Raw genomic sequence first — 25,810 nt, 5'->3', positions numbered from 1 at the left:
GAATCCTTAGCAATGCTAGCCGAATTCACAGCCTGCGAAACCCCCGCGTGTTTCCGTTGAGTAAACAGTCGGGTGCACACCAGGTGTGATATCGGCGAAGAAATCGGCCGAAGAGCCCGTCTGAGCGACGAATTCGGCGGCAACGGTTCGCGTCTCGCCCGGCGCCAATTCGATCGGGAACCCAGCAACCAGGCGGTTCTGGTCCCGCCCACTGAAGAACTCCGCGCCTTCGAGGCCTGGATCGACGTCGGTGATGAGAACAGGCTCGTCGGGGTTCGCCCCATCCGGTCCGTAGACGAAAACAATCGTCTTCACGTTGCCCGGCGTGACGCCGAAGTTGCCGCCACCGGTCACATAGGCCGGAAGCACGGCGCCGGCATCGGCCGGTGCGGTGCTGGTGAGAGTGACCTCGACCCGCACCGTGGGCCGACCATCCGCTCGACACGACGTGCCCTGCACGGCGACCGCCGTATCCAGGTAGTAGTCCATCTTCGCGCCGGTTCCGTCGTTGAGGTAGACCCCGACACCGGACGAGTTCGGCCCGCTGATCGGAAGCCCACCGGCCAGGGTCGTGTCTGCGAGCACGGCCTGGTCCTCCGGATGCGAACTCCAGATCTTGAAGCGCCCCTCGTCGCCCGCCTGAGTCAGCGCACTCACGAGCTTCCCCGCGTCGAGATCACCGGACGAGACCCGGTCGAAGACCGCCTTGGCAGCCTCCGCGAACACGGCGTCCTGAACCGAAGGCTCCTCGAACTGCGCGTACACGTCGCTCAGCAGGAACTGCACCGCGTTCTCGCTCGTGAGCTCCACGCCGCTGGTCGGCAGCGTGATCGGTCCGGTGGCCTCGAGGAGGTAGCTGAGTGCCACCGGATCGAAGGCGATGGCACCGTCGGTCTGCACGCCGAAGCGATCGGCCCACATCGTGGCCGCGATCTGCCCGCTGAGCTCGAACTGCGGCACGAGAGTCGTGTTCTGCACGTAGCGTGCCGCCCGGTCGCCGTACAAAGCCAGCGACTCCGGCGGCAGCGGGAGCACGGGGTCGGCGTAGCGGAAGTCGGAACCCGACGCCTGCTGCGTGAGGCTGACCGAGCCGGCCGTGGTGGAGATCTGCGCCAGCGCACTCGTGATGCCCCCGCCCGACCGCAGCTCGGCCGGGTTCTGGAAGAGCAGCAGGTAGTTGCGATCGCCCTCGGCGCCGAGCATCCGAGGAATGAGCGTGACCGCGCGATCGACACCCTGGATCAGGCCGTCGGCTTCGATGACGGAGTCTCGGAGCTTGCCGACCGCCTCCGAGATCAGGTCGACCGTCCCGTCGGTCTCGATACCGCGCGCATCGGCGGCTGCGCTCGAGAGAACGGTGCGCGCCGTCGCGACCGTCGGCTGAGCGGCCACGAGCGGTGCGAGGTCGATGGCGCCGTTCACCGGCTGGAAGCTGTCGACCCCGATGTCGGACACGTTGGAGACGAGCGGATAGATGGCGTCGCTCGCCACGGAATCCGTGATGGACGCCGCCTGTCGAACAGCTGCCAGGTTCGGGCCAGCGAAGGGCACGAACTCACCGAGGCGCCAGACCGGGTCGCCCGTCAGATCGGCCGCCTGCCGGGCGTGGTCCACCAGTTCGGCCGACGTCGTCTTCGCCTTCTCGACGTCGCCGGAGGCGAACTCGCTCTGGATCCGGCTCGCAAGCGGAACCGCAGCCTGCAGCTCCTGCGCGGCCAGGAATCCGCGGACGCCGATCCAGGCGACACCGGCGACCAGCAGGATCGCGAGGCCCCCGAGGGACCAGCCGACGATCCGGCGCGTTCGACGCGACTTGCTGCGGCTCTTCCGCCGCTTCGACGATCCGCTCCGCGATCGAGAAGATCCGGAGCGGGAGGAACGCGAGCTCGACGACCTCGACGAACCTGACCGAGAGGATCGCGAACTCGACCGAGAGCTCGAGCTCGACGAGCGGCCGCCCGACGTCGAGGACTCGGACGACTCCGAGGGCTCCGACGACCGCGAACTGCTGCTCCTCGACCGGGATCGAGGGCGCTCCCCCGGCTCCCAGTGCCGCATCCAGTCGTCGTTGTCGTCACTCACGAGGGCAATTCAACCAGAGCCGACCTGAAAGTCAGGGTCGCCCCATTCCCTTGTAGGTCCAGCCGGCCGCGCGCCAAGCAACCGCATCGAGGCAGTTTCGCCCATCGACGACGATCTTGCCGCGGGTCAGCTCTGCCACTCGCACCGGATCGAGAGCCCGGAATTCCTTCCACTCGGTCACCACCACGACGACGTCGGCATCCTGGAGCGCAGCGTCGACCGACTCGGCGAAGTTCAGCTGGGGATGCAGCCGCGCCGAGTTCGCCATCGCCTCGGGATCGTAGGCGAGCACGTCGGCGCCCCGACCGTGGAGCTGCACGGCGACGTCGAGCGCCGGGGAGTCCCGCACGTCGTCCGAGTCCGGTTTGAAGGCGAGCCCGAGGACCGCGACCTTCTTCTGGAACGGCTGGCCGCCGAGGGTCTCGATCACGAGGTCGACGACGCGCTGGCGACGACGCAGGTTGATCGCATCGACCTCCTTGAGGAACGCGACCGACTCACCTCGACCGAGCTCTTCGGCACGGGCCGAGAACGCCCGGATGTCCTTCGGCAGGCATCCACCACCGAACCCGACACCGGCATTGAGGAACCGCCGCCCGATCCGGGCGTCGTGCCCGATGGCGTCGGCCAGCTGCGTCACATCGGCACCCGACACCTCGGCGATCTCGGCCATCGCGTTGATGAACGAGATCTTCGTAGCGAGGAACGCGTTGGCGGCGACCTTGACGAGCTCTGCCGTGGCGTAGTCCGTCACGACCAGCGGGGTGTCCTCCGACAGGGCCTTGGCGTAGATCTCGTCTAGTTGCGCTTTTGCTCGCTGCCCGGGCTCACCCGCGGCGACGCCGTAGACGAGCCGGTCGGGGCTGATCGTGTCCTGCACCGCGAAGCCCTCCCGGAGGAACTCGGGGTTCCAGGCGAGCGAGGCGCCGACGGTCTCGACTCGAGCGGCGAGATCCGCCGCAGTGCCTACGGGCACCGTCGACTTGCCCACCACGAGGTCGCCCTCGGCGAGGAACGGGATGAGCGCATCGACGGCGCCGTTCACATAGGTGAGATCGGCCGCGTACTCGCCCTTCTTCTGCGGTGTTCCCACCGCGATGAAGTGAACGGCGGCACCCGCGGCATCAGCCATGTCGGTGGAGAAGGTGAGCCGCCCCGATTCCCGTGCAGACGTCAGGATCTCCGGCAGCCCAGGCTCGTAGAACGGGGCCCGACCCGCCGACAGCATCTCGATCTTCGCGGCGTCGACGTCGATGCCGACGACCTCGTGCCCGAGTTCCGCCATCGAAGCCGCGTGCACGGCCCCGAGGTAGCCACAGCCGATAACTGAGATCTTCATGCGTTCCCTGCCCTATTCGCGGATGGAGTCGACGTGCGTGCGGTACCACTCGACGGTCGAGCGCAGGCCCGACTCGAGGTCGATCTTCGAGGTCCAGCCTGCGTCGGCGAGCTTCGAGACGTCGAGCAGCTTCTGCGGAGTGCCGTCGGGCTTCGTCGTGTCCCACTCGGTTCGGCCTTCGAAGCCGACGACCTGCCCGATCGTCTCGGCGATCTCCTTGATAGTCACGTCGGTCCCCGTGCCCACGTTCACCTGGGCGGGCCCGTCGTAGTGCTCCATCAGGTGCAGGCAGGCGGCCGCCATGTCGTCGACGTGCAGGAATTCGCGCCGAGGGGTGCCGGTTCCCCAGTTGGTCACGACCTCGGCACCGGATTTCGCCGCCTCGTCGTAGCGCCGGATAAGGGCGGGCAGCACGTGCGAGCCCTTCGGCGAGAAGTTGTCGCCGGGCCCGTACAGGTTGGTCGGCATCGCGGAGATCCACGGCTTGCCGTACTGGCGTCGCACCGCCTGGATCTGGAGGATGCCCGCGATCTTGGCGATCGCGTAGGCGTCGTTCGTCTCCTCGAGGTGCCCGGTGAGGAGCGAGTCCTCGCGGATCGGCTGCTCGGCGAACTTCGGGTAGATGCAGGACGAGCCGAGGAAGAGGAGCCGGTCGACTCCGGCCTCGAGGGCTGCGTCGAGCACGTTGACCTGGATCTGCATGTTCTCGCTGAGGAAGTCCACGGGGTAGGTGGAGTTGGCGAGGATGCCGCCGACCTTGGCCGCGGCGAGCACGACGTTCGTGGGCTTGGTCTCGCGGAAGAAGTCGAAGACCGCCGAGCGGTCCTTGAGATCGAGCTCGCTCGACGTGCGGCCGACGAGGTTGTCGAAGCCCTCGGCCTCGAGCTTGCGCCAGATCGCAGAACCGACGAGTCCCCGGTGCCCCGCGACGTAGAAGGGCGCGTGCCGGTCGAGCTCGCGAGCGGTGAACTCGACCGAATCGGTGGCGGTCACGCGGTGCCCCAGCTCGCGAGCTTCACCTGATCGATCCACGGCTTGCCGGCGTGCTCGAGAGCGGCGATATCGGCGTCGACCATGATGCGCGCGAGCTCGGCCGTGTCGACGGTGGCCTTCCAGCCGAGCTTCTCCTTGGCCTTGGAGGCGTCCCCCACGAGGGCGTCGACCTCGGTGGGCCGGAGGTAGCGCTCGTCGAACCGCACGTGCTTCTCCCAGTCGAGCCCGGCGTGCGAGAACGCGGTCTCGAGGAAGTGGCGCACCGTGAAGTTGCCGCCCGTCGCCAGCACGAAGTCGTCGGGCTCGTCGGCCTGCAGCATCCGCCACATGCCCTCGACGTACTCGGCCGCATAGCCCCAGTCACGAATGGCGTCGAGGTTGCCGAGGTACACGTGGTCCTGGGTGCCCGCCTTGATGGCGGCGACGGCCCGCGTGATCTTGCGCGTCACGAACGTCTCGCCGCGGCGAGGGGACTCGTGGTTGAACAGGATCCCGTTCACCGCGAACATGTCGTACGCCTCGCGGTAGTTCTTGGTGATCCAGAAGCTGTAGAGCTTGGCCGCGCCGTACGGCGACCGGGGGTAGAAGGGGGTCTGCTCGTTCTGCGGCGGGGGCGTCGCACCGTAGAGCTCCGACGACGACGCCTGGTAGAACTTGGTGTCGATCCCGGCGAGCCGGACCGCCTCGAGAAGGCGGATCGTGCCCGTGCCGGTGGTGTCGGCCGTGTGCTCCGGCTCGTCGAACGAGACCCGGACGTGCGACTGAGCGGCGAGGTTGTAGACCTCGTCCGGACGGATCTGCGAGAGCAGCGTCACGAGGCGGGCTCCGTCGCTGAGATCGCCGTAGTGCAGGAAGAGCTTTGCCGACGGATCATGCGGGTCGACGTAGAGGTGGTCGATCCGAGACGTGTTGAAGGTCGATGCCCGGCGAATGAGGCCATGGACCTCATAGCCCTTGGCCAGAAGCAGTTCGGCCAAGTACGAGCCGTCCTGGCCCGTGATGCCCGTAATGAATGCTCGTTTCGTCACAGTGTCCCCAATGTGTGTCGCAACAAGCGGAGCCTAACGGCTACGCTCCGTCGCCAGGCCAACAATCCATTCAGCATAGTGATCAAGCGCCGACTCAGAGGAAAGCACCTCGTGGCGGTACTTCATTCCCCGCTCGCCCATCTCGTCGGCCGTCGACGGGTCGCTTCCGAGCCGTATCGCCGCGTCCAGGAGCTGAGCCGGCGCACCCGCGTCGACCCTCTCTCCTCCTCCCGACGCCGTGATCTCGCCCGCGGTGACGCTTCCTTCGTCCGTCGCAGCGACCACCGGACGTCCGGTGCTGAAGTACGACGTCAGCTTGCTCGGAACGGCCATCTCGGCGAGCCCGGGCAGTTCGTTGACGAGCAGGACATCCGCTGCGGCGAGCGCCGCCTGGAACTCGTCGTTGGGGAGCGGCTCGATGAACTGGATGCGCTCCACGCCGTTCGCGGCCTCCTGAAGCATCTCCTTCTGATTTCCACCGCCCATCAGCACGAAACGCACGTTCTCCCCACGGCTGTCCGCCAGCCGAGCACTGTCGACGACGTTGCGGAGGCCCTGCTTCTTGCCCATGTTCCCGGCGTGCAGCACGATCGTCTCGGAATCGCTCCAGCCGAGTGCTCTCCGGGTGGCGGCGCGGTCGATCACAGGAGCAGGCGGGAGATGGGTCCAGTTGCGGATGACCTCGACGGATTCCGGGGCCGCTCCGAGCCGCCGCGCGGCGTGGTCGGCGAAACGTTGGTGGATCACAGCGACGCCGTCGACGCGGCGGAAGGTGTTCGACTCGATGGCCGTGAGCACCCGCTCGGCCACACCTCCACCGTCACCGGTCTCGGCGATCCCGAGACTGTAGAGGTCCTGCACCCAGATCGCCACGGCGGGGCGCCGGCGACCGATCCGGATGCGGTTGAGTGCGATCCACGACGACACGAGCGCCGGCGACACGAGGAGGACGACATCGGGCCGGCCCCAGCGCGCGAAGAGCAGGCGCGCGCCGAAAGACAGCTCGGAGATGAGCCGCTGGACGCCGTTCGGCTTGCGGGGGACGTAGTGCCGGAGACGCGTGACGGGGACCCCGTTCATGGCTTCGCTGTTCGACCACTGCCCGTACCCCTCACGGATCCTCCACTCGGGGTAGTGGGGGTGCGATGTGACGACGCGCACGGCGTGGCCGCGCTGCACGAGGCCCTCGGCAAGTGATGCCGTGTACGGGGCGTTGCCCGTTGGCTCAGGTGCGTAGTTGAGCCCTAGGATGGCGATACGCAGTGCACTTTCAGTCACGCGACGACCATAGCGCTACCGTGTTTCCAACTTGCAACGGAGAATGCAGTGACGAGCGACAACACTGGTCGAAACCTAGACGCTGACGTCCCGGTCATCGATCTATCAGCAGCTCCGGGTGAGCGCGCGGCCTGGGATCGCCCGAAATTCGTCGTGTATCTGTGGGCGATCGCGGAGCTCGTCTTCGTGACCAATGCCTGGCAGATCAGCTCCGGTCTCCGCGTTAAGGTCCTCCGCGCCTTCGGCGCCGACATTGGCGAGAACGTGGTCTTCCGGCCTCGCACGAGGGTGAAGTTCCCGTGGAAGCTCCACATCGGCGATCGCAGCTGGATCGGCGAGGGAGTCTGGTTCCACAATCAGGACCACATCCACATCGGTTCCGACGTCGTGGTCTCACAGGAGACGATGCTCACCACCGGCAGCCACGCACACCGCCGCGACATGGCTCTCATCACGAAGCCGATCACGATCGAGGACGGAGCCTGGGTGACGTCGAGGTGCATGGTGCTCGGCGGAGTGACCATCGGCCGATCAGCGCTCGTCGGCCCGATGACTGTCGTGAACGAGGACATCGCGCCCAACACCGTGGTGGGAAAGGCCCCCACCCGAAAGCTCGGTTCGCGGTTCCCCTCGTCACGCGAAGGCATCTGACCGGCGGATGAGGATTCTCCACGTCGCGACTATCGTCACTCCTGATGGCGCCTACGGGGGCCCCATCCGTGTCGCGCTGAACCAATTGGCGGAACTGGCTCACCAAGGGCACGAGGTCGAGCTGATCGCCGGCGCCCGAGGGTTCGACGGCGCGCCTCCGACCGAGATCCAGGGGGTGCCGGTCAGGCTCTTCCCCGTCCGGTCGATCGTTCCGAAGACGGGCTTCGCAGGTCTCGCCTCACCCGGTCTGCAGAGCTACCTGAAGTCGAGGCTGCCCTCGGCCGATGTCGTGCACGTGCACATGGCCCGCGATCTCATCACGCTCCCCGCAGCGGCGCTCGTCGTGCGCCAGAAGGTCGCCCTGGTCGTGCAGCCCCACGGCATGATCGACGAGTCGGGGAATCCCCTAGCCGGGATCATCGATCGTGTCTTTACCCGTCGTCTGCTGCGCGCTGCCGCCCGCGTCCTCCCCCTCACGCCGCTCGAGTCCGAGAGTCTCGATGCGGTGGCCGGGGTGCGCCTGCCTCTGACGCCGATCACGAACGGGGTGGATGTCCCCGAGCCCCGAGACCCGACGGGGCCTTCGATCGAGGTGCTCTTCCTAGCTCGGCTCCACCCCCGAAAGCGTGCGCCGCAGTTCGTGGAGATGGCGCGAGAGCTGCGTGCAGCCGGTTTCAACGCGACCTTCACCATCGTGGGTCCCGATGAGGGCGATGGGCCCGAGGTGACGAGGCTCATCGCCGAGCACGGCCTCGCCGGCACGGTGGCGTGGGAGGGCGCACTCCCCCCGGAGCAGACCCTCGACAGGATGCGGCGAGCGTCGGTCTACGTGCTGCCGTCGGTGGGCGAGATCGTCTCGATGTCGATCCTCGAAGCGATGTCCCTGGCTCTCCCGGTCGTAATCACGTCCAGCAACGGTTTGGCAGATGCCGTCACCGAGGCAAACGCCGGTCTCGTGACCGACGGCTCGCTCGACGCCCTGACCGCCGCCACGTCCCGCCTCCTGTCGAACACAGCTCTCCGCGAGGAGATGGGCGCCAACGCGAGGCGCACCGTGACCGAGACGTTCTCGATCGTCGCGGTCGTGCGCCAGCTCGAATCCGTGTACAGAACCGCCGCAGGCGCCCCCGCAGCCCAGGAGAGACCGTGAAGCGAGACACCAGCCGGCCGAACGTGATCGCGTTCATCCAACCCTTCGTCCCGTCATACCGGCGCGGACTCTTCGACGCCATCGCCCGGAGACTCAAACAGGAAGGCCTGGAGCTCGAGGTCTGGCACGCTCAGCCCAAGGGCATCGTCGCGTCCCGGCGCAACTCGGTGACCGGCTCCTGGAGCGTTCCCATCAAGCAGCACCGTCTCTCGATCCGTCGTCGAAACGTCACCTTCCGGCCGGTCTACCGGGATGCGAAGCGCGTGCGAGCGGTCGTCACCGGGCTGGCGAGCTCGAGCCTCGAGACGTACCAGCTGGCGGCGGACAAGAACATCAACATGATGCTGTGGGGCCACGGCCGCAACTACACCGCGGGCAACAACGCGGTGGACGGGCGCCTGGAGGGCTGGCTCTGCACGCGCGCCACGCACGTCTTCACCTACACCCAGCAGGGTGCCGAGCATCTCGTGGAGGCGGGCGTGCCGCGCGAGAAGCTCTCGACCGTCGTGAACACGACGGACACCGTGCGCCTCCGAGAGGGGAGGTCGGGCGCGAGCCCCGCCGACATCGAAGCCTTCCGCCGGCGACTCGACATCAGCGATGACGCTGAGGTCGCGCTCTTCGTGGGCGCCTTCGATGTCCCGAAGCGACTGCCCTTCCTGTTCGAGGCAGCCGACCTGATCAAGAAGTCCCGGCCGGGTTTCGTCCTGCTCCTGGCAGGAGCAGGCCCCTTGGACGAGTACGTCGCCGCCGAGGCCGCGAAGCGCGACTATGTGCGTCTTGCAGGACGGCTCGAGATCGACGAGCTGGCGCTCGCCTCGAACCTCGTGGACCTCATCCTGATTCCCGGTCGTGTCGGTCTCGTCGCCGTCGATTCCCTGGCTCTGGGCATCCCCCTCGTGACGACGGACTACCCCTTCCATGCCCCGGAAGCCGAGTACCTCGACAAGGAGAACTCCGTCTGGACGGCCGACGACGAGGCGAGCTACGCAGCCGGGATCGTCGAGATCCTGGCCGACAAGGGCAGGCTCGACGCCCTGAAGGCCCGCGCCGCCGCGGACGGGCTGCTCTACTCCGCCGAGCGGAGTGCGGAGAACTTCGTCACCGGCATCCTGGCGGGCCTGGAACTGCACGAGCGCCGCACCGGCGCACGCCCGGTCGCGCGCGCCCAGGGAACCGCCGGTGAGTGAGCCCCGCCCGTTCCTCGGTCAGTTCGCGTGGGTGTCGGCCGGAAGGATCGTCGCCGCACTCCTCCAGGCGCTCTCCCTGATCCTGATCGCGCGGAATCTCGCTCCGGCCGAGTTCGGTCTGCTTTCCGCGGTGCTCGGGCTCGCCACCGTTGCCCAGACCGGCATCGACATGGGGGTGTCGACGTTCACCACGCGGGAGCGCGCGGCCAACCGGGAGAGCGGGGCGGTGGCCACGGCACTGCGCTTCAACACGATCTCGTCGATCGTGCTCACGATCATCGCACTGGGTGCGCTCGCACTCGCGGGCGCCGCACTCAGCCCCGTGTACTTCCTCATGCTCCCCCTCGCCTTCTGGGTGAGCGGAGAGCGCAACGCGGACACCCGCCTGACCGTCGCCTTCGCCGACGGCGACGCCAAGATCAACGTGTTCAACCTGCTCGTGCGCCGAGCCGCCGCGATCGTGCTTTTCCTCGGGCTGCTCGTTCTGAGCGTCGAGCCCGTCCTGGCATACTGCACATCGGTCGCGATCGCCGCGCTGGGCTCCAGTTTCTTCGCGAACCGGTACGTCAAGCGCCACGTGACGGTCCCCAGCTCCATCACCTACCGCGAGCTCCTCCACCAGAGCTGGCCGTACTGGCTGCACTCCGTCGCCACACAGGCCCGAAACCTCGACGTCGTCGTCACCGGCGCGATCGCGGGGGCCGCCCAGGCCGGTTTCTACTCCGCGGCGAGCCGGCTCACGAGCCCGCTGCGGATCCTGCCGACCTCCCTCTCGACGGTTCTGCTTCCGGCTGCGTCGCGAGCGAGCGCCCACTCCCACTCGATCAAGCCGTTGGTCAAGGCCGTAGTGGTGGTCGTGGCGATCATGACCGTGCTCTACGGGATCCTCTTCGTCCTGATGCCATGGCTCGTACCGTTCGCCCTCGGCTCCGCCTATTCGCCCGCGGTGCCGGTCATCCAGATCGTCCTCGTGGGACTCCCCTTCGCCGCCGCGGTCTCCTTGATCGCCTCCCTGCTCCAGGGGCAGGGCCACAAGCACCTCGTAGCCACGACCTCGACGATCACGACCATCAGCTGCCTGGTGGGAGTGGCGGTCGGATCGATCTTCGCCGGAGCGATCGGCGCTGCGATCGCTCTCGCGGGCTCGTTCGTGCTCCAGTGTGCCATCCTGACCACCAGTTTCCTGGTGTTCAACAAGCGCAACCGGAGGCAAGCGTGACGAACGATCGCAGTCGGCAGAGAACCGTGTTCTGCAGCATCTCGGCCCAACCCGACAATCTCGGGGACATCGCCATCCGGCAGGCCCTTCTCGACCTTTTCAAACGAGCCGGGAATCCGATCGTGGTCTTCACGGGCGGGATGCCCGCGTCGTACCTGGGTGCATTCGATCTGCCGAGCACAGCGACAGTCGTCACCTCCCAAGGTGCGTTCATCCGCTCGTTCCTCGGTGCGTGTCTCCGTCGGCGCGCGCACCTCGTCTTCGCACCCGGCCCGTTCGCCGCAAAGGGCGGCCGCAATCTCGTCAAGTCGCTCGCGAGCCTCGGGAATGTCGTCCTCACCCGCGCATCTGGAGGCGCGGTCGTCTCGCTCGGCCGTGCCATCCGGGGATCGAATCGACTCGACCTCCGGATCCTGCGGTCGTCCGTGCGACTGATGAACCTATTCGTCGCTCGCGACGTGCTGAGCCCCGGGATCTTGCGGCTCCCCGTCGAAGTAGCGCCCGACCTGGCGCTCTCGGGCATCCCCGCTTCTCCCGCGCACACCGAGCGGAGTTACGTCGTCATCTCCCTCCGCGGCGATCGGCCCATCAACCGAGACGTCCTCGCCGACGTCGTCGACCAGACACGCGAAGCGGGACTCGTCCCGGTCTTCGTGACTCAGGTGAGGCGAGACGACGAGAACCACCGGATGCTCGCGGCCGAGTTCGACGCCGAGATCTGCGACTGGACGACGGAGTCCCACGCGGAGCAGTTCGAACGGATCGAACGGATCTACTCAAAGGCGCACACGGTTTTCAGCGACCGCCTGCACGCGGTGATCTTCGGTTTGCGCCACGTCGCGTTCCCGATCGCCTACCGGCACGATGGCGCCGACAAGATCACGCCGACGCTGGCGCATCTGCTCCCGCTGAAGGTTCAGGACAGTCACGAGAAGCACCTCTCCGTGCGGATCTCCGAGCCCGAGTCGAGTCGGAACCGCCTCGAGGCCGCGGTTCTCAAGTCCTCGGCCGACCTCGAGCGGGTCTTCGAACGAGTGATTCGACTCCTGACGTCGAGATGAATAGCGTTTCTCAATGAGGGCAGCACCCGCACGGACCATCAGCAGAGGGGGAACACCATGACATCGATCGATCAGGTCGTCGCAAGTGGATCGTGCGTGGGATGTGGAGGCTGCGGGGCGGCCACAAGTGGCCGCATTCCGGTGACGTTGACGCGTCGCGGCATCTACCAGGCAGACCTCACCGACGTGTCGGAGGCGGACAAGGCCATTGGCTCGAGGGTCTGTCCGTTCGCCGACGAGTCGAAGAACGAGGACGAGGTCGCCGCCGAGGTCTTCGAACCCTCGATGCCCCACGACTCCCGGATCGGCAAGTACAAGGGGATGTACGCGGGCCGCGTGACGGATGACCTCGTCATCCCCGGCAGCAGTTCCGGAGGCATCACGAGCTGGCTGCTCACCCGGTTGCTGGAGCGCGACGAGATCGACGGCGTCGTGCACGTCGGACCCGCGGAGTCTCAGCTCTTCGGATACGTGGTCTCGCGGAGCGTCGACGAGGTGATGGGTCGCCGCAAGTCCCAGTACCATCCCGCGAGCTTCGCCGAGACCCTGAAGCAGATCCGCGGCGACGGCCTCCGGTACGCGATCGTCGGAGTCCCCTGCGCCATCAAGAGCGCTCGCCACGTGGCCGCGGAGGACGAGGTCATCGCCGCTCAGCTGAAGTACTTCGTGGGCATCGTGTGCGGTCACCTCAAGTCGACCGCCTACGCCGAGTCGTTCGCCTGGCAGGTGGGCGTGGCTCCTGACGACCTCGCGACCGTCGACTTCCGCATCAAGAACCCCGAGAAGACGTCTCGCCAGTACAGCTTCGGGGCCAAGTCGAAGCAGACCGGAGAGTGGCGCGAGGCCGAGACCCTGTCGCTCGTCGGAGGCAACTGGGGGCACGCGGTCTTCCAGCTCGAGGCCTGCAACTACTGCGACGACATCTTCGCCGAGACCGCGGACGTGGTGATCGGCGATGCCTGGCTCTCCAAGTACGAGATCGACTGGCGGGGCACGAACGTCGTCATCACCCGCAACGCGGTCATCGACGAGATCCTCGCCGAAGGCGTGGAGAGCAAGGCGGTCGGGCTCGACGTCCTCGACACCGATTCCGTCGCTCGCACCCAGGGCGGCAACTTCCGTCATCGCCGGGAGGGCCTCGCCGTTCGGCTGGCGGACGACGACGCGGAGGGCCGCTGGCACCCCGCCAAACGTGTGGAGCCCGGATACTCCCACGTCACGCCCGATCGGGTCGAGATCATCCGCAAGCGGCGCAGCCTCTCTGCCCAGAGCCACGGGATGTTCGCGGCGGCGAAGGAGGCGGACGAGCTCGACGTCTACCTCGACGCCATCCGCCCTCTGATCTCCGACTACCAGCAGGAGACCAAGATGGCCTTCGGCACCCGGCTCCGGAACAAGGCCCAGCGGGAGTTCTGGAAGCTCGCCGGCAAGTTCAAGCGCTGACTTCCCCACCTTTCTGCCCGATCGCGGCCCCCACACGGAGACCTCATGCCTGCCAAGAAGCGCCAACTGTTCATCGTCCTCACCGGAGTCAGCGGCAACCTGGGTGACGCGGTCATCCGCCGTCGCATCCTGAACTGGGTGCGCGGCACCGGCGAGGTGCACGCGTATCTCGGGCGCACGACGCCGGGCTGGGTCGAGCAGATCGCGCTCACCCCTGACGAGCACTCCTACGATGCGCAGAGCCGCAAGGCGTGGCTCAAGAAGCTCGTCTTCGGCCGCGGGCCGCGCGCATGGATCTTCGACCCCGGAGAGGTCCCCCTCGGCCGGGCCCACCTCAAGTCCGAGCTCGTCTTCCTTGTGATCGCGGCGCTGGTGCGCATTCGGGGGGGCAAGATCATCCGCCCACCGCGCGCGGTCGGAGAGTACGACCGTCTCGTCGGCGCTCTCTACCGCTGGTCGGCCCGGCTCTCGCAGGAGGTGCTGTGGCGCGACAAGGCGAGCCTCGCGCTGATGAAGGTCGGCAAGCTCGTGCCCGACACGGCATTCAGTGAGCCGCGTGTCGCCGGGGAGCCGTTCGCCGAGCGGAAGATCATCATCGTGAGCCTCCGCGGCAAGCGGCCTTACCCCGATGCGGCGTGGTTCGACGCCGTGCGAGCGGTCGCGGCGGAGACCGGATTCCGCGTGAACGTCGTCAGCCAGGTCGATGAGGACGAGACGCGCTCAGCCGAGATCGCGGCCCAGCTGGGCGAGGAGATCGCCGACTACCTGCCCTGGGGCACTCGATCCGATGCGGAGCAGGAGCAGTACGTCCGCGATCTCTACCAGCGCACCGCCCTCGTCATCAGCGACCGCCTGCACGTCCTCATCCTCGCGGCGCTCGCGGGCGCGATCCCCTCCGAAGCGGTCTCCAAGCCCAAGCCGAAGGTCGAACAGCACTTCGGTGTGGCCGGTTACCCCGGAACCACCCTCGACACCTCAGGTGCGAGCGCCGCCGAGATCGCCGACTTCCTCACCCGCCAGCTCGACCGCTCCGCCGAACTCGACGCCGCCCTCACCAGCGCCAACGCGCGCCTGGCCACGGAGATCGCCCGAATCCGCTCCCTCCTCGAGCACTGACCTACGCGGCAGGCGTCGCGAACGAGTCGAGCTCGGCGTCAGCAGGACACGAGGTCTCGCACTCCGGCTCCGAGCGACGCCGCACCGCCGATCAGAGTCACGTCGACCACTCCTTGGGCCTTCAACTGCGCGATGACCGATTTCGGCACGCACTCGGTCTTCGAGAGGTAGAGGGGGGTGTTCGATGCACCCGCCCAGGCTCCGCCCGACAGGGCGTCTGGATAGTTGAGGCCGGTCACCAACAAAGCGTCTCGGCTGCCCGAGAACGCGCTCGCGTTGATGGCGGCCGAGGCCTCGTATCGGTCTGCACCGCCGAACCTGGTCGTCGGCGCTATGGCCGCGAGGGCCGCCTCCGTACCGGAGCTCACCGAAGCCGGTCCGCCCGCGATCGAGATGCTCTGCGGTTGCAGGGACCGGAGATCCGCCGCGGTCGCCGCATCCAGCGAACCGGCCGTCCCCCGCACGAGAACCACGGGCGAGTTCTTCGCGCCTGCAGCGGCGCCAGCGCTGAGTGCGTCGGGGAAACTGAGGCCTGTGGCGACGTAGACGGTGGCGGGAGTCGTATCCGCCCACCTGTCGGCCACGCTTCGGGACACGGCGTAGCGGTCTGACCCACTGATGCGCTCTACTGAGAACTCGGGGCGAAGCTGCGCAACGATCTCGTCGGACACGGAGTTCGGACCACCCACCACCACGATGTTCGTCGGCGCCAGTCGTGTGAGTTCCTGGCGAATCGACGAGGGCAGCGTGGCGGCCGACGTCAGCAGAAGCGGGGCCTCGAGGCGAGTGGCCAACGGCGCCGCCGAGAGAGCATCGGAGAAGTTCTGACCACTGACGATTACCGCGGTGTCGGCACCCTCTGGGTACGAGCGCTTGGACACGGCGGCGGCGACCTCGTAGCGGTCGGAGCCGTCCACCCTGTCGGCGGGAACGGAGAACCCGGCCGGAGGGATGACCTGATCGAGAATCGTGACTCCGTCGACCTCGACGCTGATTCGCGAGCCATTCGTCGCCGACGTCAGCGGGACGCGAAGGGTCGCACCACCCTTCAGCGAGTATTCCGTCCTCGCATCATCGACAGTCACGTCGAACTGCCGCGACAGGGTCTCGCCGGTGAACCGGTTCTGGCCGAACTGATTCCGGTTGTCCAGATACAAATTGCTCCGCTCGGGGCGCAGCTCGTCGATGACGGTCTTCGCCAGCGCCTGACCCGGAGGCGAATACTCTCCGACGATCGTCGTCGCCTGCTGGTCGCCCCCCTGTTCGACGATCCTGAAGACCGTCAGCCGATTAGGAAACCCGGCTGAACTGAAGGGAACGTCGAGTGTCGCACCGGCGGCCACAGTGCGGAGCTCGCTCGACACCGCGGGACCGCTTCGCGGGGCGACCACGATCGAGTACGTCTCAGCAGCCACGGGGCTGGCACTCAGCGACACGATTCCGCTCGGCGAGTCGACATCATCGGGCACGATGGCCGCCGAGGACGCCGGGGGCTCGTTGCCCATGGTCACAGCGACCACATGCTCGATCAGCTCCGAACCCGCATAGCCACCGAGCGAGAGCAGAGCGCCCCCAGCCGTCCCCGTCGAGAAGTAGTCGAGCGGAACGGTGACGACGGCGACGCGCGAGTCCCCCGTCCGGCTCACCCCGGCCTCGACCGCGTTTCCCGTCGGAGTCGACGCGATCCGGGCCCGCAGATCCGAGATGCTCGTCAGGTCGGTCGGCACCGTCATGAGGACGGTGTCGCCAGGGCCTGTCGCCATCGGCGGTTGCGTGGATGTGAACCTGGTCTTCTCCGAACCCGTGAATGTTCGTGAGGCCAGCGGAATCGGTGCGTCGGAAGGCGGACCGGCTGCGTACACGGAGAAGAAGCCCGACGCCGTGAAGAGCTCGCCGACATCGCCGGCCGCACCGGGCGGTGGTTCTGGCGCTCCCTGCGGCGACGGACCGCGAGCGGTCACCGACAGGAACAGCTCCGACCGTGTCAACGCTCCTGCCAGCGGGACGGTAAAGGAGTCAGTGGCGGGGTCGATCGCGACCGTTCCCGTCGCGACGACCTCGGTGGCGGAGAACTGGAGCCGATAGTCGACCTCGTTGAGATCTTGATCGGCGGCGGTCGGTGGCAGAAGCAGTTGAACCGCTGCGGTATCAGATCGGAGTCCCGGGCGGCCCTCGAGCGCTCCCGCAGTGGAATGAAAGTAATTCGGCGCCACCACGTCCACGCTGTGCTCTTGTGGCTCCCATGCCGCTCGGGCAACGTGACCGACAGCGTGCTTGCTCGCCCCGGCAGCGGGACCGGCTACCGACATCCCCGTCAGAACGACGAGGGCGACTGCACCCGTCGTCACCGCGGCGAACCGCTGACGTACCGTTTTCATGTGCAGGCCCCCACCTTGTGCTCCCCAGACCTTCCTGCCGGACAGTCAAGGCCATGGTCGCACACGGCGCCGGCGGCGCCTAGCGCGGAATAGTGGTCGATTCGGAACCCGGTGTGGCAGCGAATGAATCCAGTTCCGCCCAGTTCTTGGCGCGGTGTCGCTTGTAGATCCCTCGGTAGACCGGGAACGCCAGCTTGATCAGCAGGGCTCGGGCAGCAGCATCTCGCTGGCCCCAGAGGGCCAGCCTAACGGCCTCGGAGATCGATGTGGCGCTTCGGGCACGCTTTCGAGCCCGGTCGATGTCCGATGCCTCAGCGACAGTCTCCCGACGGATCGACTCGTTGACCGTCGGAACGATGACGTTGCGATACTTGAAGGTCGTGAGCGGCCGTCCGCCCGCGACATCATCGGCTCCCGCACGAGCAAGCTGAAGGCAGTCCCACAGATCGTCCCAGCGGTACTGCCGCCGGTTCAGCACCGAGCCCTCGTGGACGTAGTAGGTGTAGAGGACTTCGGGCAGCGCGGCCACGACCGATGCTGCTGAGAAGAGCCCGAACATGCCGCCCAGGTCCGAGTGCGCTCGGGTGGCCGGGAACGGCGCGGACGAGAACAGCGTCCGGCGGAAGAGCTTATTCCAGAGGTGGCCCTCGATCTCTCCGAGCAGCAGACGCGAGAACGCTTCCTGTCCCGTGATGACGTCCCGCGACGCCGCATCCTCGATCACGCTCGTCTCGCCGGAGGGCTGGGAGACCTTCTCCGCGTTGCTCAGCACGATGTCTGCGCCTGTCTGCCGCGCGAGGTCGACCATGTGCTTCACGATCTCTGGGCGCCAGTCGTCGTCGCAGTCGACGAACCACACGAAGTCGCCCGTGGCCCTCGAGACAGCCAGATTCCGCGCCGCAGCCACGCCACGGCCTTCGTTGGCGATGACCACGACACGGCCCGGGAGGTGCTCGGCCCATCGCTGCACTTTCTCCCAGGAATCGTCGGTCGAGTGGTCGTCGACGATGACGAGCTCCGTGTCGTCTCCGAGTGTCGCTCTCACATTCTCGAACGCTCGGTCGAGGTAGCTCGAAGCGTTGTGGATCGGCAGGATGACAGTTGCGATCACGGTATCTTCCCCGTCCGGGATGTGAGCTGACATGGATGTATTGACGTGTCGATCCCTTCGTCAGCCTCGAACTTCGTGCCGCTGCCGCGACCAGTCACGGAGGCGGATGATGACCACGGCTGCGATCTGGATCAGCAGCATGAGGTACAGGTACCGCATGTTGGAGCGCAGGTTGTACTGCGCGAACTGGATCACGAAGACGAACGTGAGACCGAGGGCGGCGACCCCGACGAGCTTCCACAGCTGCTCGCGGAAGAGCAGATCGTTGAGCCTTTGTGCGACACCCAGCAGGAGCCCGATCCCTGCGAAGACAGCGGCGAACACGGGCGGACCGTAGTTCCCCAACTCGCCGATCGCTGAATAGGGCGTGAATTGGTTGAGTCTGAGCGTACGGGCGATCTCGTACCAGCCCGCGGTGTTCCCGGTCACGGGGTTGATGGAGATCCATAGCGCATCCAGCGGAATCGTCGGTTGCGTGAACGCGGTCAGCGTGGAGATCTTGAATCCGGCGAGCACGTTGTTGGCGGAGGTCGCGAACACCTGAAGGTCCCAGACGAATGTGCCGAGGCCCTCGAGGTGGGGCAGGAGCCCATGCATGGGCAAACCCCTGAAGTACAAGGGCAGCGACAAGGAGATGAGAGCGAGGAGCCCTGTCGCTACAGCTCCAATCACGGGGATCTTCCCTCGGCGAGCCAGGATGTACCCGATCAAGATCAGCAGCGGGACCAAGGCGAGTCGACGTGTCCCGAGTGAGATGAAGTACGCGACGTATCCGGCGAGGAGCACGACCGCGAAGAACTTCACACCGCCCCGTCGAGAGAAGACCACGATCGCGAGGGCCACGACGGCTCCCAGCGCCACCATCTGGAAGACCGCCTCGAAGCTCGAGTCCCGGCCGACCAGACGGTCGGGTCTCGACAGGAATTCGGCCGGCCCGAGGAACCCGATGAGGATCGCGAACTCGACCAGCCCGATGATCAGGATCGGTGCGCTGAAGCGCCCGAGGTCGCCGAGGTCGAGGAGGCCCTCAGCACCTCCCGGCTCCGAGCCCTTCTGCCGCCCTCGGGATATCGCTGCGAAGATCAGGACGACAGTCGAGCCTGAGAAGAACATGATCGATCCCGCCACGAGCAGGTCGTCCTCGAGCGCCACGTCCACTCCTCCGGTGCCACCGGACCCGACCAGCACATTCGTGAAGGCGAAACCGGCGAGACCGATGACGGAGAGATACGCGGCGAAGTAGACGGCGGGCGATGCTCCGAGGGGTGCAAGCCGCCGCATCAGGAGAGCGAAGACGATCACATTTATGAGCCCCACCGGGAACACGCTGATGAATGACGGATTGGTGATCACGACGAGCAGCAGGAGCAGCGTTCCGCCCATAGCTACCGCCGCCCTGGGCCCGACTGTCTTCTTCGGATTCACCATCGTCTTGTGCAGCCGACTCTGTGGCATATTGTCAGCCATCAGTATGCGCCGTCCCTCGCCAGCACGGCCTTCAGGGTGCGCCAGAGGATGACGACATCACCTGTCAGAGACCAGTTCTCCACGTAGTAGAGATCCAGTCTCACGGAGTCCTCCCACGAGAGGTTTGATCGGCCGCTCACCTGCCAGAGACCGGTGATTCCGGGCTTGACGAGGAATCGTCTGTGGACATGGGTCTCGTAGAGGTCGACTTCCTTCTGCAGCGGAGGTCGGGGACCGATCAGAGACATCGAACCCATGAAGACATTGAAGAGCTGCGGGAGCTCATCCAGACTGAAGCGGCGCAGGAAGCGTCCCACCGGAGTGACACGCGGGTCCTCCCTCATCTTGAACAGGACGGAGTTCCCGATCTCTCCGGTGTCACTCGTCAGAGCCTGCAGTCTCTCTTCGGCGTCGACCACCATCGACCGGAACTTGAGCATGTTGAACTGCTCGCCCTTGTAACCGATCCGGCTCTGCCTGAAGAGCACCGGCCCCGGCGTGCTCAGCCGCACCACCATGGCGATCAGCGCCAGTATCGGAGACAGCAACAGGATTCCGACACCTGCAGCGATCACGTCGAACGTCCTCTTCGCGAAACGCTTGGTGCCGTCGTACCTGGGTGTCTCGACGTGGATGAGAGGCAGACCCGCTACTGGTCGTGTGTGGATCCGCGGACCACCGATGTCGACGAGGCTCGGCGCCACAACCAGGTGCTGCCGGCCCGGCTCGAGACTCCAGCTGAGTTCACGGACGCGCTGAGGCGGTAGTTCATCCGCACTGGTGATGACGACGGTGTCCGCCTCCGCCGTCTGCAGGACGGCCAAGACATCGCCGAGACCACCCAGGATCGGCACCTGGGTGCCGGCCAGATGCTCCTCACCCTCGGACCACACGGGCACGCACGCGCCGACGACCATGTATCCCGCCTCGGGCCTCCGGTTCAGCTCACGGGCGATATGGCTCGCTGACGCCGGCGAGCCGATGAGGACGACCCTGGAGACGTATTGTCCACGCGCCCGCTTCATCCCGAGCCATTGCCGCCACATCCAGCGCGAGAAGATCAGGACGGCGAGTCCGAGGGGGAACGCAATGAGCACGTAGCCGCGCGCGAAGCTGATCTGGAAGAGAAAGGCCACGATGGCGACCATGCCGAACAGCCGGAGCGTCGCATCCGCGATAAGGCGATACTCCTGCGTTCCGGTTCCCACCACGCGGTAGCCACGGGTTCCGTAGACATGCAGGATCAGAAGCCAGGCGATGAGGATGATCACGGAGATCGTGGAGTAGCTCACGGCGAGTGCCGCGTTCTCGCGGACCGCCACAGTACTCGAGTCGAGCCCGAACCAGGCGATCTGAACACCGAAGATGACCCACACGAGCACAAGGAGGTCGGTGACGAAGAGCCGCCGAGCATAGATCTCGCGCCACTGGTCGACCTTCGTGGACGTCACTCTCGACTTCGTTCCCAAGTTCATCAGCCATCCCCACAGCGTGCTCTAGACGAATACTTGATGTGCCGGCAATGCGTGTTCACGACGACCATGTGAGTCCCCCGTCGTCGCTCTGTTGGACCTGGGCGCCGTCCCACCGGTAGATGCGCTGATCGACAGACGCGATCGCCGAGTTCTCCGCCGGGACGTGAGACACATCGCACACCGAACCCAGCGCTGCCCCGTCCGGCCCGAACTCGCTGAAGCGGACGCCGGCGCAGTCCTCCGTCGACGATTCCAGCACGAGCGTCCCCGACAGGGACGAATCGAGACCGAGGAACCGGCCGGGGGCCAACACCGACCAGGTCAACTGCTCCGTCGAGTAGGTGAAGGCGCCCTCTTGGCAGATCGTTGCGGCACCCGATGCGGAAGGAGTCACGGCGAGGGGACGGCCACACGGGGTCGGGATCACAGCGCCCAGGTGATGGATGACCGTGGGGTCGCTGGGATCCAGCCAGGTCGTCTCCGCGAGTCGCTCAGGGTTCGACTGCCAGAACTGACCAGCGGTGTACGACGTGAGCAGAGAAGGGGTGCAATCCGGGCCGAGACCAGCGACCACGTCGAGCTGGTCGGATGAGACGACCCGGACTTCGTAGATCGCCTGTACCCCCAGCGGTCCGAAATCCACAGGAGACCACGTGCGGCCGGAGTCCTCGGTCACGGACACACTCGAGGTCTGGTCGCCGCACGAAGAGGGCGCTGAGACGAGTCCGATTCCGCTCGCATCGATGTCGAAGACCGGGAACAACGCCACCGCGGCCGAGGTCGGCGTCGGCGTCGCCGCGGAGTCGGTCCCGCTCGTCTCATCCCAGGTCGGAATCGGACCCGGCACCGTTCCGTTGCTTGCGACATCACCTTGGCGAAGCGCAGACACCGAGAGCAGGATGGCGACGAGCGCGAGTATGGCGACGAGCAGCGCGGGAGCAAGTCGCCAAAAGATCCCTGAATCGCTCGTCCCGGACATGTCTTACTTGGATCTTTTGCTCTTCGCCGGAACCGGCGCCTCGTCTGCTTCGAACTCTCCGTAACCGTAACCGTAGGCGTAGCCGTATCGGCCGTAGCCGTAGGAGTCGGGCCCCTTGGTGGGCAACATGGTGATGACGATGCCCGCGACCTTCGCGCCGACGTTCGCGAGTGTGGTGATGGCACCGCGCACGTGCGCTTTGTGCGCCCTGCCGGCCGCAACCATGAGGAGAGCTCCGCTGGTGTTGTTCGTGAGGATGGCAGCGTCGGTCACGGGGAGCAGCGGTGGAGCATCGAAGAGGACCGTATCGAACGAGTTCTCGAAGGACGCGATCAGAGCCACCATGGCCTTCGAGCCGAGCAGTTCGCTCGGGTTCGGCGGAATCCGGCCGGCCGGCAGCACATAGAGGTTGGTCTCCCCCCACCGCTGAATGACGTCGTTGGGCTGGGCACGCCCGACGAGGACATCGGTCAGGCCCGCCGCGCCCTCCAGCCCGAGGTAGGAAGCCACCTTCGGTTTGCGTAGGTCTGCATCAACCAGCAGGACCCTCTGGCCTGAGAGCGCGACGACGATGGCGAGATTCGCTGCCGACGTGCTCTTGCCTTCTCCGGGGATCGAGGACGTGACGACGAAGCTCCGACTCTCACCGACGTTGACGAACTGCAGATTGGTTCGGAGCGTTCTGAACGACTCCGCCCTCGGACTGCGTGGATCGTCCTTCACAATGAGCGGATTCTGCGGCGTCCGCGCGTCGTAGGCAATCCCTCCGATGATCGGAGCGTCCGTGATCGCTTCGACGTCCCGCTCGTTGTGGATCCGGTTGTCTAGAGTCTCTCGCAGCACCGCCGCCGCGATCCCGAGGGCAAGTCCGATGAGACCACCGAAGGCGATGTTGAGCGGAACGTTCGGCGTGTATGCCGAACCCGGAATGACCGCCTGCTGCAGGACGGTCACCTTTACGGGCTCGATCCCCTCGGCGTTCGGGGGTACGAGTTCCGCGACGGTACTCTGGAAGCTCGACGCCACGGCGTTGGCGATCTCTGCTGCGCGGCGGGGATCCGTGTCGGATGCGCTGATCTCGACGATCACGGTGTCCACGGGCGATGAGGCGGTCACCTGACGCGCGAGTTTGTTCACGTCCCCGGTCAGACCGAGCGAGGCGATGACCGGCTGTAGGACCACAGGGGTGGTCACGATGTCGGCATAGGACTTGACCTGGTTCTGGACGAAGCTCCCGCCCTGCGTCAGATCACTCACGGATCCGGACGACTGCACGGAGACGAAGACCTTCGACGACGCTTGGTACTCAGGGGTCTTGAGAAGGGAATAGGCGGCGCCGAGGGCGACACCGAGGAGGGTGAGGGTGACGATGAAGATCCACCCCTTCTGCAGCACCCTGATGTAATCGCGTAGTTCCACGCAGGCTTTCCCTCTCCCCGATGACCTTGAGCAGTACCGTCACCATGTTCTCACACCGCTGTGCGCCCGAATCTTCGGCGACAGACCTGATGAACCTCTCTAAACGTAGGCCACGGAATTCCCTCGATCGTCCGAGGACGGAGGCTGTAACGCGCTCGAGATCAACTGTTTACGTCGTCGACATGGTCGAGATTCGTCTCAGACCGTTCTCGAGGCCATCCCGGCCTCGAGCCGTTTGCGGAGCACGCCGCACGGCCGCTCCACGGCCCAGTAGACGAGTTGTGCCACGACCAACGTGAGAACGAGGGATACGCCGTCTCCTACCCACGGCTCACCGATCACGTTCTCGACCAGGTTGAGAATCAGCCGGTGGAACAGGTAGACGGAGAACGAGAGTATGCCGAGGCGCACCAGGACACGGCTGTTGAGCACCCTGCCCGCAAAGCTGCCCGGCCGGGTGATGACGAACCAGAAGATCGGGATCAGGCAGAGGCACTGGATCGTGTCCGCGACACTCAACCGGAAGGCCTGCGATGGTACGAGAGCGGAGGCGACGAACACGATGACCGCAAACGACGCGATGAACCCCAGCCGCCGGTTCAGCCACTTCGTGATCCGCGCAGAGCCTCCGTTGCGAGCAAGCACTGGATTGAAGAGGAGAGCCATCGCGGTACCGAACAGCAGACTGTCGATCCGGGTGTCGGTCGAGACGTAGAGGCGATCGAATCCGGCCCCCGTCAGGCCCAGGAGCACCCGCCATACAGGCACGAGGAGCGCCAGAGCGGCAAGCGACCAACCGATGGTCCGAAGAGACGCGCGCGAGCGGAACAGCACCAGCAGGACGACCGGAACCACCAGGTAGTAGTGCTCTTCCACCGCCAACGACCAGAACTGGGTCGTATCTGGTGGGAGGCCCTCCCGTCCGGCGATCACGATGTAGTAGTTCGTGTAGCTCAGCAGCTCAGCGAGCACACCCCAAGGTGTGGTCGTGGCTGCGACCCACCCCAGCGCGCCGACCACCACGGCCACAGCGATAGCGATATAGGCAGGCGGCAGGATCCGGAGTGCACGGCGGAGGTAGAACTTCCGCAGGGAGATCCGGCCGGTGCGATCGTACTCCCGGCGCAGGAGAGTGGTGATCAGGTAGCCGCTGAGGAAGAAGAAAATCGTCACACCCACGTGACCGGGCCAGAAACCTGTGCTGATCCCGACGGCGCCGTGACCTATGAAGACTGTGAGGACCGCCACGGCCCTGAGTCCGTCGAGCGATGGGATCGTGAAGGCGCCGTGCGTCTGGCTCCCGGGAGTGGCTGGCACAGATTCGCCTAGCTGTTCCGGCGCGGCATCAGAATTGTGGCCATGATTCTCGCTCCTGGAAGTTCATCATCAGCACTGTCGTTGCTTGTGCCGGACCGCCAAAGGTGGTCTTCCGCGCCGAGCAATGGTTCGAAGATTACGTCAGTTTTGTTTCGGCGGAGTGAACATTCGCTCAAACAGTGGTCACCACGCGAGATCGCGATGGACGATTGACTTGCACAGGGGGTCGACGCCGATGCCTGGAATACTCGTGAGCGCTACTCCGCACGACGACGGAACGGATGATCGATGGTCGGCAAATCGCAACGGCGGCACCGATCCAAGGTGACCTCCCGAACATGGATGACGGTGGCATTGGTCGCTAGCCTCGGGCTGCTCGCGATCGCGATCACGACCGTTGCTCTCAGCCAGGAGAGCACGCCGGTCGAGGCTTCGGGCACGGTCCCGTCGACTTCTCCGGTCGCCGGCGTGCTGGACGCCGGCAACGCGGAGTCGGAGATCACCGACATCAACACCGACTCCGACCGACCGATGGTGACCTTCCTCGGCGACTCCTACACGAGTGGCTCCCGTCAGGACTCCGGAGTGGAATCGCGCTATCCGCACCTCCTCGGGGAGGCTCTCGATGTGAGTGTGCATTCCGCCGGACTCGGCGGGGCAGGATACGTGGCTCAGGGGACATCCAAGAAGGCTCTCCCCTCGCTGGTCAGCAAGATCCATGTGGACTCGGACGTGGTGGTTGTCTTCGGTGGTCGCAACGACAAGGTCGGGTATCAGCCGGTTCATGACGCGGCGGGGGCCATGTTCACGCAGATTCGTGATCGTTTCCCGAACGCTCGCCTGATCGTCGTGGGCCCGACCTGGCCGACCTCCGGGACACCCGACTTCGTAGCCGAAAGCAACCGGGCGATCCACGATGCCGCCGTCGCTCAAGGAGCCACGTTCGTCGACGCCGTGGACTGGCTGAAGGCCGACCCAGGACTGGTCGGGGACGACAAGGTGCACCCGAGCGATGCGGGGCACGCCCGTCTGGCTGAGCTGTTGGAGCCTGTGGTGCAATCTGCACTGCAGCCCTGAGCCCGCCCGCTTCCGGCAGCGATCGCGCGATGGTTGA

Annotated in this window: 21 protein-coding genes; 9 read left to right on the top strand and 12 right to left on the bottom strand. The window is 66.0% G+C overall.

The genetic code is table 11. The annotated features are described in order from the left end of the window. Window positions 1–15: 15 nt before the first annotated feature. The gene (locus tag N1028_RS18595) at window positions 16–1,614 is read right to left on the bottom strand and encodes a DUF4012 domain-containing protein (RefSeq protein WP_259531008.1); all 1,599 of its coding nucleotides are present in this window, start codon (window positions 1,612–1,614) and stop codon (window positions 16–18) included. Between the two features lie 199 nt (window positions 1,615–1,813). Here N1028_RS18595 and N1028_RS18590 point away from each other — a divergent pair, with 199 nt between their 5' ends. After that, window positions 1,814–2,110, top strand: coding sequence for a hypothetical protein (locus tag N1028_RS18590; RefSeq protein WP_259531007.1), 297 nt, complete (start codon window positions 1,814–1,816; stop codon window positions 2,108–2,110). 3 nt (window positions 2,111–2,113) lie between these two features. Here the strand turns inward: N1028_RS18590 and N1028_RS18585 are convergent, their stop codons facing one another. The 4 genes from N1028_RS18585 to N1028_RS18570 are packed head-to-tail and all read right to left on the bottom strand — an operon-like array spanning window position 2,114 to window position 6,720. Further along, a complete protein-coding gene (locus tag N1028_RS18585; protein ID WP_259531005.1) occupies window positions 2,114–3,421 on the bottom strand; it encodes a UDP-glucose dehydrogenase family protein in 1,308 nt (435 codons plus the stop codon). A 12-nt stretch (window positions 3,422–3,433) separates the two neighbouring features. After that, a complete protein-coding gene (locus tag N1028_RS18580; protein ID WP_259531003.1) occupies window positions 3,434–4,414 on the bottom strand; it encodes a GDP-L-fucose synthase family protein in 981 nt (326 codons plus the stop codon). Next, on the bottom strand, window positions 4,411–5,442 hold the full coding sequence (gene gmd, locus N1028_RS18575) for a GDP-mannose 4,6-dehydratase (RefSeq protein WP_259531001.1): 1,032 nt from the start codon (window positions 5,440–5,442) through the stop codon (window positions 4,411–4,413). Before gmd ends, N1028_RS18580 begins: the two co-directional genes overlap by 4 nt. Window positions 5,443–5,475: 33 nt before the next feature. Continuing rightward, window positions 5,476–6,720: a glycosyltransferase gene (locus N1028_RS18570; RefSeq protein ID WP_259531000.1), complete on the bottom strand. Its 1,245-nt coding sequence runs from the start codon at window positions 6,718–6,720 to the stop codon at window positions 5,476–5,478. Between the two features lie 153 nt (window positions 6,721–6,873). Between N1028_RS18570 and N1028_RS18565 the strand changes: the two genes are divergently transcribed. The 7 genes from N1028_RS18565 to N1028_RS18535 all read left to right on the top strand — a co-directional run bounded on the left by N1028_RS18565 (window position 6,874) and on the right by N1028_RS18535 (window position 14,550). Next, on the top strand, window positions 6,874–7,371 hold the full coding sequence (locus N1028_RS18565; RefSeq protein WP_310795623.1) for an LbetaH domain-containing protein: 498 nt from the start codon (window positions 6,874–6,876) through the stop codon (window positions 7,369–7,371). Between the two features lie 7 nt (window positions 7,372–7,378). Next, window positions 7,379–8,521: a glycosyltransferase gene (locus N1028_RS18560; protein ID WP_259530996.1), complete on the top strand. Its 1,143-nt coding sequence runs from the start codon at window positions 7,379–7,381 to the stop codon at window positions 8,519–8,521. After that, window positions 8,518–9,711, top strand: a complete 1,194-nt coding sequence (locus tag N1028_RS18555; RefSeq protein WP_259530995.1) for a glycosyltransferase family 4 protein — start codon at window positions 8,518–8,520, stop codon at window positions 9,709–9,711. Before N1028_RS18560 ends, N1028_RS18555 begins: the two co-directional genes overlap by 4 nt. Beyond that, the gene (locus N1028_RS18550; RefSeq protein ID WP_259530994.1) at window positions 9,704–10,930 is read left to right on the top strand and encodes an oligosaccharide flippase family protein; all 1,227 of its coding nucleotides are present in this window, start codon (window positions 9,704–9,706) and stop codon (window positions 10,928–10,930) included. Before N1028_RS18555 ends, N1028_RS18550 begins: the two co-directional genes overlap by 8 nt. Beyond that, window positions 10,927–11,991: a polysaccharide pyruvyl transferase family protein gene (locus N1028_RS18545; protein WP_259530993.1), complete on the top strand. Its 1,065-nt coding sequence runs from the start codon at window positions 10,927–10,929 to the stop codon at window positions 11,989–11,991. The genes N1028_RS18550 and N1028_RS18545 overlap by 4 nt, the downstream gene beginning before the upstream one ends. A 141-nt stretch (window positions 11,992–12,132) precedes the next feature. Further along, window positions 12,133–13,434, top strand: a complete 1,302-nt coding sequence (locus tag N1028_RS18540) for a Coenzyme F420 hydrogenase/dehydrogenase, beta subunit C-terminal domain (protein ID WP_259530991.1) — start codon at window positions 12,133–12,135, stop codon at window positions 13,432–13,434. Between the two features lie 45 nt (window positions 13,435–13,479). Further along, window positions 13,480–14,550, top strand: a complete 1,071-nt coding sequence (locus N1028_RS18535) for a polysaccharide pyruvyl transferase family protein (protein WP_259530989.1) — start codon at window positions 13,480–13,482, stop codon at window positions 14,548–14,550. A 38-nt stretch (window positions 14,551–14,588) separates the two neighbouring features. Here the strand turns inward: N1028_RS18535 and N1028_RS18530 are convergent, their stop codons facing one another. From N1028_RS18530 to N1028_RS18500, 7 genes are all read right to left on the bottom strand, one after another. Next, window positions 14,589–16,772 carry a cell wall-binding repeat-containing protein gene (locus N1028_RS18530; RefSeq protein ID WP_259530987.1) on the bottom strand — a complete coding sequence of 728 codons (2,184 nt, stop codon included), beginning with the start codon at window positions 16,770–16,772 and terminating at the stop codon, window positions 14,589–14,591. A gap of 235 nt (window positions 16,773–17,007) precedes the next feature. Then, complete coding sequence (locus N1028_RS18525; protein WP_259530985.1) at window positions 17,008–18,072, bottom strand: glycosyltransferase family 2 protein; 1,065 nt, start codon at window positions 18,070–18,072, stop codon at window positions 17,008–17,010. Window positions 18,073–18,099: 27 nt separating this feature from the next. After that, entirely contained in the window at window positions 18,100–19,422 is a 1,323-nt protein-coding gene (locus N1028_RS18520; RefSeq protein WP_259530983.1) for a hypothetical protein, read from the bottom strand. Window positions 19,423–19,505: 83 nt separating this feature from the next. Continuing rightward, window positions 19,506–20,957, bottom strand: coding sequence for a sugar transferase (locus tag N1028_RS18515; RefSeq protein ID WP_259530981.1), 1,452 nt, complete (start codon window positions 20,955–20,957; stop codon window positions 19,506–19,508). Window positions 20,958–21,036: 79 nt separating this feature from the next. Continuing rightward, window positions 21,037–21,960, bottom strand: coding sequence for a hypothetical protein (locus N1028_RS18510; RefSeq protein ID WP_259530979.1), 924 nt, complete (start codon window positions 21,958–21,960; stop codon window positions 21,037–21,039). A gap of 3 nt (window positions 21,961–21,963) precedes the next feature. Then, entirely contained in the window at window positions 21,964–23,379 is a 1,416-nt protein-coding gene (locus N1028_RS18505; RefSeq protein WP_259530978.1) for a tyrosine-protein kinase domain-containing protein, read from the bottom strand. Between the two features lie 198 nt (window positions 23,380–23,577). Continuing rightward, the gene (locus N1028_RS18500) at window positions 23,578–24,696 is read right to left on the bottom strand and encodes an acyltransferase family protein (RefSeq protein ID WP_259530977.1); all 1,119 of its coding nucleotides are present in this window, start codon (window positions 24,694–24,696) and stop codon (window positions 23,578–23,580) included. A gap of 288 nt (window positions 24,697–24,984) precedes the next feature. Between N1028_RS18500 and N1028_RS18495 the strand changes: the two genes are divergently transcribed. Further along, complete coding sequence (locus N1028_RS18495) at window positions 24,985–25,773, top strand: SGNH/GDSL hydrolase family protein (RefSeq protein WP_259530975.1); 789 nt, start codon at window positions 24,985–24,987, stop codon at window positions 25,771–25,773. The last annotated feature ends 37 nt before the right edge of the window (window positions 25,774–25,810 follow it).

The organism is Herbiconiux oxytropis (assembly GCF_024979315.1).
Classification (GTDB): domain Bacteria; phylum Actinomycetota; class Actinomycetes; order Actinomycetales; family Microbacteriaceae; genus Herbiconiux; species Herbiconiux oxytropis.
This window is presented reverse-complemented; position numbering and strand designations above follow the sequence as displayed.

Excerpts from the sequence above, each read along its gene's own strand:
- N1028_RS18585 (WP_259531005.1), bottom strand. The coding sequence starts at position 3,421 with ATGAAGATCTCAGTTATCGGCTGTGGCTACCTCGGGGCCGTGCACGCG.
- N1028_RS18560 (WP_259530996.1), top strand. The coding sequence starts at position 7,379 with ATGAGGATTCTCCACGTCGCGACTATCGTCACTCCTGATGGCGCCTAC.
- N1028_RS18535 (WP_259530989.1), top strand. The coding sequence starts at position 13,480 with ATGCCTGCCAAGAAGCGCCAACTGTTCATCGTCCTCACCGGAGTCAGC.
- N1028_RS18525 (WP_259530985.1), bottom strand. The coding sequence starts at position 18,072 with ATGTCAGCTCACATCCCGGACGGGGAAGATACCGTGATCGCAACTGTC.
- N1028_RS18520 (WP_259530983.1), bottom strand. The coding sequence starts at position 19,422 with ATGGGCGGAACGCTGCTCCTGCTGCTCGTCGTGATCACCAATCCGTCA.
- N1028_RS18510 (WP_259530979.1), bottom strand. The coding sequence starts at position 21,960 with ATGTCCGGGACGAGCGATTCAGGGATCTTTTGGCGACTTGCTCCCGCG.
- N1028_RS18495 (WP_259530975.1), top strand. The coding sequence starts at position 24,985 with ATGGTCGGCAAATCGCAACGGCGGCACCGATCCAAGGTGACCTCCCGA.